The 12851-nt window shown below is 54.8% G+C and carries 12 protein-coding genes; 7 read left to right on the forward strand and 5 right to left on the reverse strand.

Features of this window, described 5'->3' with window-relative positions:
* Positions 1 to 130: 130 nt before the first annotated feature.
* Both K5Y33_RS05470 and K5Y33_RS05475 read left to right on the forward strand, forming a co-directional pair.
* On the forward strand, positions 131 to 1552 hold the full coding sequence (locus K5Y33_RS05470; RefSeq protein ID WP_222233399.1) for a M20 family metallopeptidase: 1422 nt from the start codon (positions 131 to 133) through the stop codon (positions 1550 to 1552).
* Complete coding sequence (locus K5Y33_RS05475; protein ID WP_061718833.1) at positions 1549 to 2823, forward strand: MFS transporter; 1275 nt, start codon at positions 1549 to 1551, stop codon at positions 2821 to 2823. The genes K5Y33_RS05470 and K5Y33_RS05475 overlap by 4 nt, the downstream gene beginning before the upstream one ends.
* A 593-nt stretch (positions 2824 to 3416) precedes the next feature.
* Here K5Y33_RS05475 and aldA read toward each other — a convergent pair.
* The 3 genes from aldA to K5Y33_RS05490 form a co-directional block, all read right to left on the reverse strand.
* Positions 3417 to 4853 carry an aldehyde dehydrogenase gene (gene aldA / locus K5Y33_RS05480; RefSeq protein WP_222233400.1) on the reverse strand — a complete coding sequence of 479 codons (1437 nt, stop codon included), beginning with the start codon at positions 4851 to 4853 and terminating at the stop codon, positions 3417 to 3419.
* 201 nt (positions 4854 to 5054) lie between these two features.
* A complete protein-coding gene (locus K5Y33_RS05485; protein ID WP_137385834.1) occupies positions 5055 to 5153 on the reverse strand; it encodes a YoaK family small membrane protein in 99 nt (32 codons plus the stop codon).
* Positions 5154 to 5167: 14 nt separating this feature from the next.
* Complete coding sequence (locus K5Y33_RS05490; RefSeq protein ID WP_101764337.1) at positions 5168 to 5491, reverse strand: hypothetical protein; 324 nt, start codon at positions 5489 to 5491, stop codon at positions 5168 to 5170.
* 366 nt (positions 5492 to 5857) lie between these two features.
* Here K5Y33_RS05490 and rhaT point away from each other — a divergent pair, with 366 nt between their 5' ends.
* Complete coding sequence (rhaT, locus tag K5Y33_RS05495; RefSeq protein ID WP_101764338.1) at positions 5858 to 6892, forward strand: L-rhamnose/proton symporter RhaT; 1035 nt, start codon at positions 5858 to 5860, stop codon at positions 6890 to 6892.
* Positions 6893 to 6919: 27 nt separating this feature from the next.
* On the opposite strand, the gene rhaR is transcribed toward rhaT, so the two are convergent.
* Positions 6920 to 7786, reverse strand: a complete 867-nt coding sequence (gene rhaR, locus K5Y33_RS05500) for an HTH-type transcriptional activator RhaR (RefSeq protein ID WP_222233401.1) — start codon at positions 7784 to 7786, stop codon at positions 6920 to 6922.
* Positions 7787 to 7801: 15 nt separating this feature from the next.
* Positions 7802 to 8623: an HTH-type transcriptional activator RhaS gene (rhaS, locus tag K5Y33_RS05505; protein WP_137385832.1), complete on the reverse strand. Its 822-nt coding sequence runs from the start codon at positions 8621 to 8623 to the stop codon at positions 7802 to 7804.
* A 290-nt stretch (positions 8624 to 8913) separates the two neighbouring features.
* Between rhaS and rhaB the strand changes: the two genes are divergently transcribed.
* Genes rhaB through rhaM form a run of 4 tightly spaced genes read left to right on the forward strand, consistent with a single transcriptional unit; the run spans position 8914 to position 12792 of the window.
* On the forward strand, positions 8914 to 10386 hold the full coding sequence (rhaB, locus tag K5Y33_RS05510; RefSeq protein WP_222233402.1) for a rhamnulokinase: 1473 nt from the start codon (positions 8914 to 8916) through the stop codon (positions 10384 to 10386).
* A complete protein-coding gene (locus K5Y33_RS05515) occupies positions 10379 to 11635 on the forward strand; it encodes an L-rhamnose isomerase (protein ID WP_176970493.1) in 1257 nt (418 codons plus the stop codon). Before rhaB ends, K5Y33_RS05515 begins: the two co-directional genes overlap by 8 nt.
* A 10-nt stretch (positions 11636 to 11645) precedes the next feature.
* Positions 11646 to 12488, forward strand: coding sequence for a rhamnulose-1-phosphate aldolase (rhaD, locus tag K5Y33_RS05520; RefSeq protein WP_222233403.1), 843 nt, complete (start codon positions 11646 to 11648; stop codon positions 12486 to 12488).
* On the forward strand, positions 12478 to 12792 hold the full coding sequence (gene rhaM / locus K5Y33_RS05525; RefSeq protein ID WP_222233404.1) for an L-rhamnose mutarotase: 315 nt from the start codon (positions 12478 to 12480) through the stop codon (positions 12790 to 12792). Before rhaD ends, rhaM begins: the two co-directional genes overlap by 11 nt.
* Positions 12793 to 12851 lie beyond the last annotated feature (59 nt).

Raw genomic sequence — 12851 nt, forward strand, 5'->3', positions numbered from 1 at the left:
TGCATGCCTCGAAATCGGGCAGCCTGGCTTTGCTTCAAAAGCAAATCTTACTCGATAAATTGATAATTGTGGCAAAGCAGTGTTTCCGCAAAGATGCGTTAACGAGAAAACAATAAAAGACAGGGCAAACATGACAGCACATCAGGCGGTTCAACAGGCCACCGCTTATTTTGACAGCGGGGAGTTTCAACGAATTTTGGCACGTCGCGTGGCGCAACGTACCGAAAGCCAGCGCGACGATCGTGACAGCGAATTACAGCGCTATTTGCAGGATGAGATCGGCCCGCAGCTGATCGCATTGGGCTTCACGTTGCATTTCATCGACAACCCGGAAGCCGCTAATCGACCGTTCCTCGTGGCGGTACGCATTGAAGATCCCAAGCTGCCAACCTTGCTCAGCTATGGTCACGGCGATGTGGTGTTTGGTGATGATGAAAACTGGCGCGATGGCTTATCGCCGTGGCAGATGGTTGAAGAGGGCGATCGCTGGTATGCGCGCGGCAGCGCCGATAACAAAGGCCAGCATTGCGTCAATCTGGCGGCGCTGGAGCAGGTGTTTGCGTTGCGCGGCGGCAGCCTGGGCTTCAACTGCAAAATGCTGTTCGAGATGGGCGAAGAGATCAGCTCGCCAGGGCTGGCACAGTTGTGCCAGCAACATGGCGAACTGCTGCAAGCCGATCTTTTTATTGCCTCAGACGGTCCGCGCCTCAACGCGGTTCGTCCGACGCTGTTCCTGGGCTCACGCGGCGCGGTTAATTTCCGTTTGACAGTTAACGCGCGTGACAACGCTTATCACTCCGGCAACTGGGGCGGCTTGTTGAGCAATCCGGGGACGCAGCTAGCCAACGCTATCGCCTCGCTGGTCAACGCGCAGGGCGTGTTGCAGGTTGAAACGCTGAAACCCAACTCTTTGACGCCGCAGGTGCGCGATATTCTCGGCGATATCGAGGTGGGCGGCATGCCAGGCGATCCCGATATCGACATGAACTGGGGCGAGCCGGGACTGACGCCAACCGAACGCCTGTATGGCTGGAACACGCTGGAAGTATTGTCGTTTCTCACCGGCAATCCGGCGCGTCCGATGAATGCTATTCCAGGCTGTGCCACCGCCGTTTGTCAGCTGCGTTTTGTGGTGGGTACCGACTGGGAAAATCTCGCCCAGCATGTGCGCGCACATCTGCATCAGCACGGTTTTGACTATGTGGACGTGGAGTTTATGCGCGGATCGCCCGCGACACGCCTTGATCCCACCGATCCGCTGGTCAATTGGGTGCTGACCAGCATGGCGGAAACCAGCGGCAAGAAACCGGCGCTGCTGCCTAATCTTGGCGGCTCGCTGCCCAATGAAGTGTTCTCTGACATTCTCGGTTTGCCAACCTTGTGGGTGCCGCACTCGTATCCGGCCTGCGGCCAGCATGGTGTCAACGAGCATATGTTGAAATCAATAGCCCGCGAAGGTTTGCAGATTATGACGCGCCTGCTGTGGGATCTCGGCGAGCAGGGAACGGAACTGGTGGCGCAGCATCGTGCGCACGTTGGAGGTGGCCAATGAGTACATTGAATACGGCGATGCCATTGAGCGCGGCGAAGCCCAATCTGCACAAAACGCTGTTCGCTACCTGTATCGGCAACGCGCTGGAGTGGTTTGATATCGCCGTGTACGGCTTTTTTGCCAGCTACATTGCGCATGCCTTCTTTCCTACCAGCGATCCGTCGGTCTCGATGTTGCTGACCTTTGGCAGTTTTGGTGTGTCATTCCTGATTCGTCCGCTGGGCGCGATTGTGCTGGGCAACTATGCCGATCGTCATGGTCGGAAAAAAGCGCTGTTGTTATCGATCAACCTGATGATGCTCGGCGGCGCGGTCATTACCTTTATGCCGAGCTACAGCAGCATTGGCCTGATGGCACCGCTGCTGATTTTGCTGGCGCGTCTGGTGCAGGGTTTCTCTGCCGGAGGCGAATTTGGCAGCTCGACGGCGTTCCTGGTTGAGCATTTCCCAGAGCGCAAAGCCTTTATCGCCAGCTGGCAGTTCGCCACGCAGGGCGCCAGTACGTTGATGGCGTCGGCGTTTGGCCTAGGGCTGACGCAGATTCTCAGCGAAAGCCAGATTCAGGATTGGGGATGGCGTATTCCTTTCGCCTTCGGCCTGCTGATTGGCCCGCTGGGGATCTATATCCGACGTCACGTACATGAACCGGCAAGCTTTGCTGAGCACAAACCGGAAGCCGCGCCGCTTAAAAGCCTGTTTGGTCGCCAGAAGGAGTTGATGCTGTTGGCGATCGGCCTGATGGTGATCTCGACTGCGGTGAACTATATGCTGAACTATGTGCCGACTTACGCCACCAAAAATCTGCATCTGTCGGGCAGCGTGGCGTTTACCGCCACATTGTTGGCAGGTGTGATTCTGACGGTGGTCACGCCAATTATGGGGTTATGGGCCGAGCGTGTGGGCCGCGTGCCGCTAATGTGGGGATCGCTGATTCTGCTGATCGTCACCATCTATCCGGCGTTTAAGCTGGTGGTTGATCACACCACGCCAACTACGTTGATTTTGCTGGTGTGCTGGATGGCGCTGCTGAAGTCGATCTACTTCTCAACGGTACCATCGGTGATGGCGGATCTGTTCCCGATTGGTACGCGCGCCAGCGGCATGGCGATAAGCTATAACGTGGCGGTTACCGTATTTGGTGGCTTTGCACCGCTGATTTGTACACTGCTGATTAGCGCGACCGGCACCAGTCTGGCGCCCGGTTATTATTTGATGGCGATGTCGGTGTTAAGCGGCCTGGCGCTGCTGCGCAGCCAGAAGCGGGTTTCATAAAGGTTTCAGGTGCCCAAGGATGCGCACCTGGTCGGCATGAATGGCGTCATACTTGTCAGTTAAGAAACCATTTTGCTTTAAATCTGGTGCGGGCTCTGACACATCTGCTGCGTCATGGGCCGTCCTCGCGCCGCTAACGCGGTGCCTTCGGCTTCCACGTCGTGCCAACGGACCGTTCGCGGATCGGCCGTCCTGGCCGCCCCGAACTGCCTCACGCATCCATGCGTGAGGCTCCTGGCCCAACGTAAAAGCCTCAGCGCTGCGGATAGCCCTTTTGCCGCAGCAGACGCGCCAGAGCCTCTGGCAAATGTGCCCTTTTCAGAAACACGCACTGAAGCTTTAAAGCAGGCCGGGGGCACTTTTGGGCAGGCAATCCGCAGCGCTGAACGAAGCGAGGAAGCCAGGAGAGCCCGCAGGAAGCGGGCGAAAGGTGGAGCCGGGACAAGGACGTCCCGTCTCCACCGGTCCGTCAGGCAGACGAGCGAAGTGAAGGTACCGCGCTAGCGGCGCGAGGACCGCCGGACCAAAAGTGCCACCGGCCTGCGCCCTCGTCGTTGGCTTAATTGACAAGCATTACGCCATGAATGGCGATCCTACGAGAACTGCAAATATGCCACGTGCGTCTGTAAGAACTCTTCCAAACCGTGACGGCCATCAGCGCCGCCAATGCCCGATTTACGCCAGCCCGCATGGAAACCTTGCATCGCTTCGAAGTTCTCGCGGTTGATATAGGTTTCACCAAACTTCAACTTACGCAGGGCAACCATCGCGGTGTTGAGGTTCTGAGTGTAAATCGATGAGGTCAGACCATATTCACAGTCATTCGCCAGCGCTATGGCTTCATCAAGGGTTTTAAAGGTCATTACTGGCAGCACCGGACCAAAAATCTCTTGCTGCATGATCTCCATATCCTGACGCACGCCCGTGATAATGGTTGGCTCAAAATAGAAGCCTTTGCTGCCTGCACGCTTCCCGCCCAGCACTACTTTGCCGCCATCCGCGACCGCGTTCGCCACTTTCTGCTCAACGCGTTCCAGCGCGGCCGCAGTGATTAGCGGCCCCATATCGATATCGTTTTGCTCGGCCGGATTACCCAATTTCACCTGCTGCATGGCGGCAGTCAGCGCACTGATAAAGCGATCGTAGATGCCTTCCTGCACGTAAACGCGTTCAGCACAGTTACATACCTGTCCGGTGTTGATCACGCGAGAGCTAACAATCGCTTTAACCGCCAGATCGAGATCGGCATCATCCATGACGATGGCTGGTGCTTTTCCGCCCAGTTCAAGCGAGACTTTGGTGACGTTTTTCGCTGCAGCTTCCATGGTGGCGATACCGGCGTTGACGCTGCCGGTCAGACTGACCAGGCCGACTTTCGGGTTGCCTGCCAGCTCCTGACCAATCTCCGGCCCATAGCCGTAAACAAAGTTGATCACGCCTTTTGGCAGACCAATTTCATGGATGATGTGCGCAAAAATCGCCGCATTGTTAGGCGTCAGCTCACTTGGCTTGATAACAATGGTATTGCCGGTTACCAGCGCGGGCGCGGCTTTACGTGCAATCAGGAAGAAGGGGAAGTTCCACGGCAGAATGCCGGTGGTGACGCCAATCGCTTTCCTGAACACAAAGATGTTTTCGTTGGGACGATCGCTATTAACGATCTCGCCATCATAACGGCGTGCCCATTCGGCCATGTACTCAAGATAATCAGCTGTAAACAGTACTTCAGTTTGCGCCAGACCCTGGGTTTTTCCGCCTTCGGCGACGATAGTGGCGGTCAGTTCTGGTTCACGCTGACGAATAGCAGCGGCAATTTTGCGCAGCCAGTTGCCGCGTTCAACGGCGGGGAGCGCTTCCCAATCCGGCTGCGCCACTTCAGCAGCGTCGATGGCCTGCGCGGCGTCGTGTTTACTGCCTTCCGGCACGCGCGAAAGTAATGCCTCAGTTGCTGGGTTAATCACTTCTATCCACTTATCGTTCTGATCGGCAACAAACGCGCCATTAATATAATGTTGATGGTGTGTTGTCATGTGCAGGTTCTCCGCGATCGGTTTCGTTAAAGATTTGTGAATTGCAGAGTGAAACAGATCAGGGTGTAGCACCTTTTTGCTATTGCCAATGCGACTTGAGGGATGGCAAAGAAGGGAAGAACAACACGACAGACGCAGCATTCCTGGCGAAATGCCGCGCTTTCAGCGGCTTAGTAGTGATTTAAGGTATGTTAAAAAATGTCAGGAACCTGGCATCGCCGCGCCGCTGACAATAAACCACGCCAAAAAACTGACGCCAGCAATGATGATGGCAATAGGGAAAAGCAGTCCGATTTTCATAGTCATCCCGAGAGTTAAGCGATCTGCACGATCGCGCGATGGGTTTTCATCATACTGAACAGCTGGAATTGCGTGGCGTCGTCGACCTGACGCAGATGCTCACCTTTCTGATAATGAATCGCATGAACGTGACCCAGCTGTCGCCACACCACAATCACCGAAGCCAGCAGGGCGCAATTCTCCTCGCTCTGCACGCAATCCAGCGTGGCGTAATGTGCTTCATCTAATCCATTAATAAAGACGTTCAGCGCCTGCGCCGGCACGATGGCCCGGATGTCATCCAGCATCACGCGGCTCACCGATTGTGACAGCAACAGCCGCAATCTTTTGGTATTCATCTCAATCCTTCGTCCTGATGATTTTCCCAACGTTATACGGATTAAACGCCTGCGGGGAAAGCCTGGTACGCGGCTTTGTGTGACTGCCATGTTAACTGTTGCAGTGGCAGTGAATCAAAAACTGTGCTGATCGGCACAGCATAATAGAAAAATATGTTGAAGAATAAGCCACTTATAAAAATCACCCCGTGACCTGCCTGCGAATGCGATTTTGTGATCCTTATGTTGACGACCCACCGAATTTTGCCAGCAACCTCCGCTTTCCGGCAGCCATCCAAAGGCTGACGAAAAGCTGCCCACCGTAGACTGCCGGTAATCGGGAAACCGCCGGTTTCCTGTTGGCCTCAACCTTACGAAGGAATAACAATGAACAGTGCCATCATTGCAGGTATTTTCTGGCATCTGGTGGGTGCCGCCAGTGCCGCCTGTTTTTATGCTCCATTTAAGCAGGTGAAAAAGTGGTCCTGGGAAACGATGTGGTCAGTAGGCGGCGTTATGTCGTGGCTGATTCTTCCCTGGGCAGTCAGTGCGGTATTACTGCCGAACTTCTGGGCGTATTACGGCAGCTTTAGTTTCTCTCAACTGATGCCGGTATTTCTGTTTGGTGCCATGTGGGGCATCGGTAACATCAACTATGGTTTGACCATGCGCTACCTCGGGATGTCGATGGGCATTGGTATTGCCATCGGTATCACGTTAGTGGTGGGAACCTTGATGACGCCGCTGCTGCAGGGCCGCTTTGTCGAGCTATTCAGCTCACCAGGCGGACGTATGACACTGCTCGGCGTGTTAGTTGCGCTGATCGGCGTGGGGATTGTATCGCGTGCCGGTCTGTTAAAAGAGCGGGCGCTGGGCATCAATGCCGAAGAGTTCAACCTGAAAAAAGGGCTGATTCTGGCCGTAATGTGCGGCATCTTTTCGGCCGGCATGTCGTTTGCGATGGATGCCGCTAAGCCGATGCATGAAGCCGCAGCCAATCTGGGCATCAATCCACTCTATGTCGCGTTGCCAAGCTATGTGGTGATCATGGGCGGTGGTGCGTTAATCAATCTGGCTTACTGCTTCATCCGTCTGGCGGTAAAAACCGATATTTCTGTACGCCGTGATTTCTCCGTCGCCAAACCAATGCTGCTGGCCAATATTGCGTTTGCTGTGCTGGGCGGCACCATGTGGTATCTGCAGTTCTTCTTCTACGCCTGGGGACACGCCAAAATCCCAGCACAGTATGACTTCATCAGCTGGATGCTGCATATGAGCCTCTACGTGCTGTGCGGTGGATTGGTTGGTCTGGTACTAAAAGAGTGGAAATCGGCGGGGCAACGTCCGGTTCGCGTTCTGTCACTGGGTTGTGTGGTGATTATCATTGCTGCCAACATTGTTGGATTAGGCATGGCAGCCTAATGTAAAGCCTGACGCCGCTACGGCACGTCAGGCCTTCACTTTCTCTGCTGAGAATTCACGCTGCGGCAGGAAACGCTGCCGCCACGCGCTCGGCGTTAAACCGGTTTCCCGCGTAAACACCACCGAAAAGTAGTTACTGTCATCGAAGCCGCAACGCGCGGCCACTTCACTGATTAAGCAATCCTGCGTCCGCAGCAGATATTTCGCCTGACACAGCTGTAGTTGCCGCAGATAGTGTCCCACGGTCATACCGGTTTGCTGGCGAAACAGTTGCTTCAACGCACGCTCGCTCAACTGATTCTGCTGGCAGAACACTGCCAAATCGAATGGACGGCTGATGGCACCTTGCAATGCCGACATCAGCAGATCCAGTTGCTCACCCTCAGGTAATGCCCAGGGCCGATCGGCAGCATAACCGTGACGGCGCAGAATCAATGCTAATTGCAAAAACAGCGCCTCAGAGAGTTGAATCGATAGCGAATCACTTTTGCGGCTTTCGCGTTCCAGCTGGCTAATCACACCGCGCGCTAACGCCATCCCGCGGGTGGTCAAACGCCAGCAGCCCGGCGAATCTTCTTCTGGCGGCGGCAACAACTGGCTCCAGTCAAGGCCAAGACGAAAGCGATCGCGGCAGTAAAGAATGTTATCCAGCGCCAGATCGTTGACGCTGTCATAGCTGTGGCAGTCGTTATCGTGAATGTAAAAAACGTCGCCGCAGGTTACCAACCATGGACGATCATTCAACACATGCAGGCCGTTACCGCGCCAGACGATAACGATTTCACTGAATTCATGACGGTGCGGAGGAAAGGAGGGCTGCGGCATGCGCTCGGCCACCGCAATCGGCAGATTGGTGGCTGGAAAATAGTCTTCGCGCGTTAAGATCAGCGACATGAGGAAACGCTCCAGTTATAGCATCTGCTGGCGCTCCGCTCTGGGCGCACAGCCAAATTCCCGCCGGAACAGCGTGGAGAAGTGATTGCTGTCACCAAATCCACACTGGTAGGCGATGTCTGTAATGCGCATATCGCTATGACGCAGTAAATGCCGCGCCTGTAACAGGCGAAGCCGATTAAGGTAACGCTGCGGTGTATTACCGGTTTGCTGCTTCATCTGGCGGTGCAGAGTGCGCAGCGACAATGAAAAACGATCGGCTAATGCATCCCACACAATCTCTTCACTGTAGTGCTCATTGAGCCAGTCGAGCAACCGATGTAAGCGTGCTTCCTGATCCTGTGATTGATCGTTGTGAGCCGCTTCGCGCAACAACACCAGCAGTTGCAGAAAAAGTTGCTCCTGACGTGCGTGACGTTCCAGCGACCACACATCTTGCTGCTTCATCTGCGTAACGATTTGCAGCGCCTGCGCCATCACCTTGTGATTAATGCGCCAGTGCGACGCGTAGTGATCCTCTTCTTCGCGCGGCAGGAGCGCCTGCAAACCCGAGAGAAAACGAAATGACGCCGGACTGCGATACAGCACGTTGGTCAGACACAAATTTTCCGTTTGCTCATAAAGATGACGATCGTGATCGCGCACAAAGCACACGCATCCTGCGGATAAAGCTTGTGGCTGACCGTTAAACACATGAATGCCAGAACCTTGTTCCACCAACACGATTTCATGGAAATCATGATGGTGCTCCGGAAATGCCTGCTGCGGCACACGCGGCTCGATGGCGATGGCGTAATTCCCTTCAGGGAAGAAATCTGCGCTATGTAGAACGGTCATGATTCGCCTCTTAATTAACTCAACCGTTGCCGAGTCTACGCAGGCGCCCCGCACCTTACCTTGAATTTTCATCTTAGTGACGCAGGAAAATGGCTAATTTTTCAAGATCTCACCGGCGATTGACAGAAATGCGGCAAGGCTCACATCTCGCCACTTGTGTGGTTCTGTGAGCTTTCTCACGAACTTCTTTGTCAGCCTGCCAGTGACTATTACGCACTGGCAGTAAGGGGAAGGTGGCAAAAAGCGGAGATTTCTAATCTGTAGTCATCTCATTACAGGAAGAACACGCCATGAGTATGCGTAACATTGTTGCCATTGATTTAGGCGCATCCAGCGGGCGCGTGATGCTCGCACAATGGAGTTCAGCGAATCAGCAGATCAGCCTGCGCGAAGTGCGTCGCTTCACCAATCAGCGTGTGCGCCGTGCAGATTATGATTGTTGGGATTTGGATCGACTGGAGCAAGAGATTCGTTTAGGGCTGGCCCAGCTTGATGATGAAGGCATTGTGCCGGACAGCATTGGCATCGATACCTGGGGCGTTGATTTGGTGTTGCTGGATGCCAACGGTGAACGCGTCGGCGAGGCGGTAAGTTATCGCGATAAGCGCACAGAAGGGCACATGGCTCAGGCCATTAACGATCTCGGCAAAGGTGCAATCTATCAGCGCACCGGCATTCAATTCTTGCCGTTCAACACCCTTTATCAACTGCACGCACTGCATCAGCAGCAGCCAGATTGGCAGGAAAAAGTGCAGTATGCGCTGATGATTCCTGACTATCTGCACTATCGCCTTACCGGCCAGATGAACTGGGAATACACCAACGCCACCACCACACAACTGCTCAATATTCACAGCGGCGAATGGGACAGCGATTTGCTTGCGTGGGCTGGCGTGCCGGCTAAGTGGTTCGGCAAACCCACATCGCCAGGTAACACTGTCGGTAACTGGACCAGCGCCAGCGGCAACCACATTCCGGTGATCGCGGTTGCGACTCACGATACGGCGAGCGCGGTTTTGGCCACCCCGTTAATGCAGGATGATGCCGCTTATCTCAGCTCGGGAACCTGGTCACTGATGGGGATTGAGAGCTTGCAGCCTTGTGTCAGCACGGCGGCGCTCAATGCCAACGTAACCAATGAAGGTGGAGCAGAAGGCTACCGCGTTCTGAAAAACATTATGGGTTTGTGGCTGCTGCAACGTGTCTGCACTGAGCTGCAAATTACCGATCTCTGTTCGCTGATCAAAGAAGCCGCAAAAGAGCCCGCCTGTCGTGCGCTAGTTAACCCCAATCACAGCCGTTTTATCAATCCAGACAGCATGGTTCAGGAGATTCAAAACGCCTGCGCCGAACAGAACATGCCCGTACCGCAGACGCCGGCTGCGCTGGCTCGCACCATCTTTGACAGTCTGGCCTTGCTCTATCGTCAGGTGATTGGCGAACTCGCCACACTGCGCGCGGCACCGCTGCGTCAACTGCATGTGGTGGGCGGCGGCAGTCAGAACCCGCTGTTAAATCAATTGTGTGCCGATGCCTGTCAGCTGCCGGTATTGGCGGGGCCGATTGAAGCCTCGACGCTCGGCAACGTCGGCTGCCAGCTCATTGCTTTGGGCGAACTGCGTGACGTCAGCGATTTACGCCGCTGCATTAGCCAAAACTTCCCATTAGAAAAATTTGAACCGTTGAACAACAGCGCCTTCGCTGCCCATCAGGCACGCTTTGCCGCGCTCAGCCAACCTGCTAAGGAACTTGCATATGACTAAGCTGATTGAACAGGCCTTCGAACTGGCCAAACAACGTTACGCCGCCATCGGTGTGGATGTGGAACAGGTAATGGCGCAGCTGGATGGCATTCCGGTCTCGATGCACTGCTGGCAAGGTGATGACGTGCGCGGCTTCGAAAATCCGAACGGTGAACTGACCGGCGGTATTCAGGCTACCGGCAACTATCCGGGACGTGCACGTAATGCTGATGAGCTGCGCTCTGATGTTGAAAAAGCGATGTCACTCATTCCGGGTGCTAAACGCCTCAACCTGCATGCGATTTATCTGGAGAGCGATAAGCCGGTTGATCGTGATGCGATTGAACCGAAACACTTCAGCAACTGGGTGGAATGGGCCAAAACGCACAAGCTGGGCCTCGATTTTAATCCAAGCTGTTTCTCCCATCCGCTGAGCGCCGATGGTTTTACGTTGTCACACGCCGACAAAGGGATTCGTCAGTTCTGGATCGATCACTGCAAGGCCAGCCGTCGTATCTCTGCACACTTTGGTGAGCAACTGGGTACCGCATCCGTTATGAATATCTGGGTGCCGGACGGAATGAAAGATCTCACCGTCGATCGTTTAGGACCGCGTCAACGCCTGGCGAGTGCGCTTGATGAAGTGATCAGTGAAAAACTCAATCCTGCGCACCACATTGATGCGGTAGAGAGCAAACTGTTTGGCATCGGCGCAGAGAGCTACACCGTGGGTTCCAATGAATTCTGCCTGGGTTATGCCAGCAGCCGCCAGACCGCGCTGACTCTGGACGCCGGCCACTTCCATCCAACCGAAGTGATTTCCGACAAAATTTCCACGGCCATGCTCTATGTGCCGCGCCTGCTGCTGCACGTAAGCCGTCCGGTGCGCTGGGACAGCGATCACGTGGTGATTCTCGACGATGAAACCCAAGCCATCGCTACCGAGATCGCGCGCCACAAATTGTTCGACAAGGTGCACATCGGTCTCGACTTCTTCGATGCGTCGATCAACCGCATCGCGGCGTGGGTAATTGGGACACGCAATGCCAAAAAAGCGCTGCTGCGTGCTCTGCTGGAACCTACCGACCAGTTACGCAAGCTAGAGAGCGAAGGGGATTACACCGGCCGCCTGGCGATGCTGGAAGAACAAAAATCGTTGCCGTGGCAAGCGGTGTGGGAAGCCTGGTGTCTGCGCCACGATGTCCCTGCTGATGCCAGCTGGCTGAGCGAAGTCCGTCATTATGAACAACAAACACTGCGTCAACGTTAAGGGACACACCATGCAAAATATTCTCTCTTCCGCTTTTGTTCAGGGAATGGTTAAAGCGACCAGCGACATGTGGTTGAAGGGCTGGGATGAGCGTAATGGCGGCAACGTCAGCTTACGTTTACTGCCGGAAGAAGTTAAAGATTTCGCCGGTGATTTCTATGCCGAGCCGCGCTGTATTGAGCTAACCAAACCTGCTCCAGCACTGGCCAATGATTGGTTCCTGGTCACCGGGTCGGGTAAGTTTTTCCGTAACGTTCAGCTCGACCCGGCCGACTGTCTGGCGCTGCTTCAGGTGGATGACAAAGGCTTGTCATACAAAATCCATTGGGGTTTGAGTAACGGCGGCCTGCCAACATCAGAGTTGGCAACTCACTTCCAGTCGCACAGCGTGCGCAAGCAGGTCTCAAACGGCATTGATCGCGTCATCATGCATTGCCACGCCACCAACTTTATGGCGCTGAGCTATGTGGTCGATCTGGATTCGGCACGCTTCACACGCCTGTTATGGGAAGGTAGCACCGAATGTCTGGTGGTGTTCCCGGATGGCGTAGGTATTCTGCCGTGGATGGTGCCCGGCACCGATGGAATTGGTCAGGCAACGGCAGACGCAATGGCAAATCACAGCATTGTGATGTGGCCGTTCCATGGCATCTTTGGCGCGGGTCCAAACCTTGACGAGACTTTCGGCCTGATCGATACGGCGGAGAAATCCTCCGAAGTGGTGGTAAAAGCGCTGTCAATGGGCGGCATTCGTCAAAGCATCACTACTGAGCAGCTGATCGCGCTGGGTGAACGCTTCAACGTTAAACCGTGGCAAGCCGCGCTGCAGGCGGAGCGCAGCGATGTTGCGTAAAGCCTTTGTGATGCAGGTGCATGCACACTGCCACGATGAGTATCTGCGCCGTCATACGCCAATTTGGCCGGAGCTGGCTGAGACGCTAAAAGCGCATGGCGCGCACAATTACGCTATCTGGCTGGATGTTGAACGCAATCTACTGTTTGCCAGCGTGGAAATTGAGTCTGAAGCGCGCTGGGAAGCAGTGGCAAAAACGGAAGTGTGTCAGCGCTGGTGGGCATCGATGAAGGATTTAATGCCATCGAATCCGGATAACAGTCCGGTGAGTGCAGCGTTGAAACCGATGTTTTTCCTGCCTTAACGAGCACTCGCCTAAGTATTCGTACGGAGGCAATAATTTTAGGCCGACACGGAAGTCGG

The sequence above is a fragment of the Pantoea sp. DY-17 genome, assembly GCF_019795975.1.
GTDB lineage: Bacteria > Pseudomonadota > Gammaproteobacteria > Enterobacterales > Enterobacteriaceae > Pantoea > Pantoea leporis.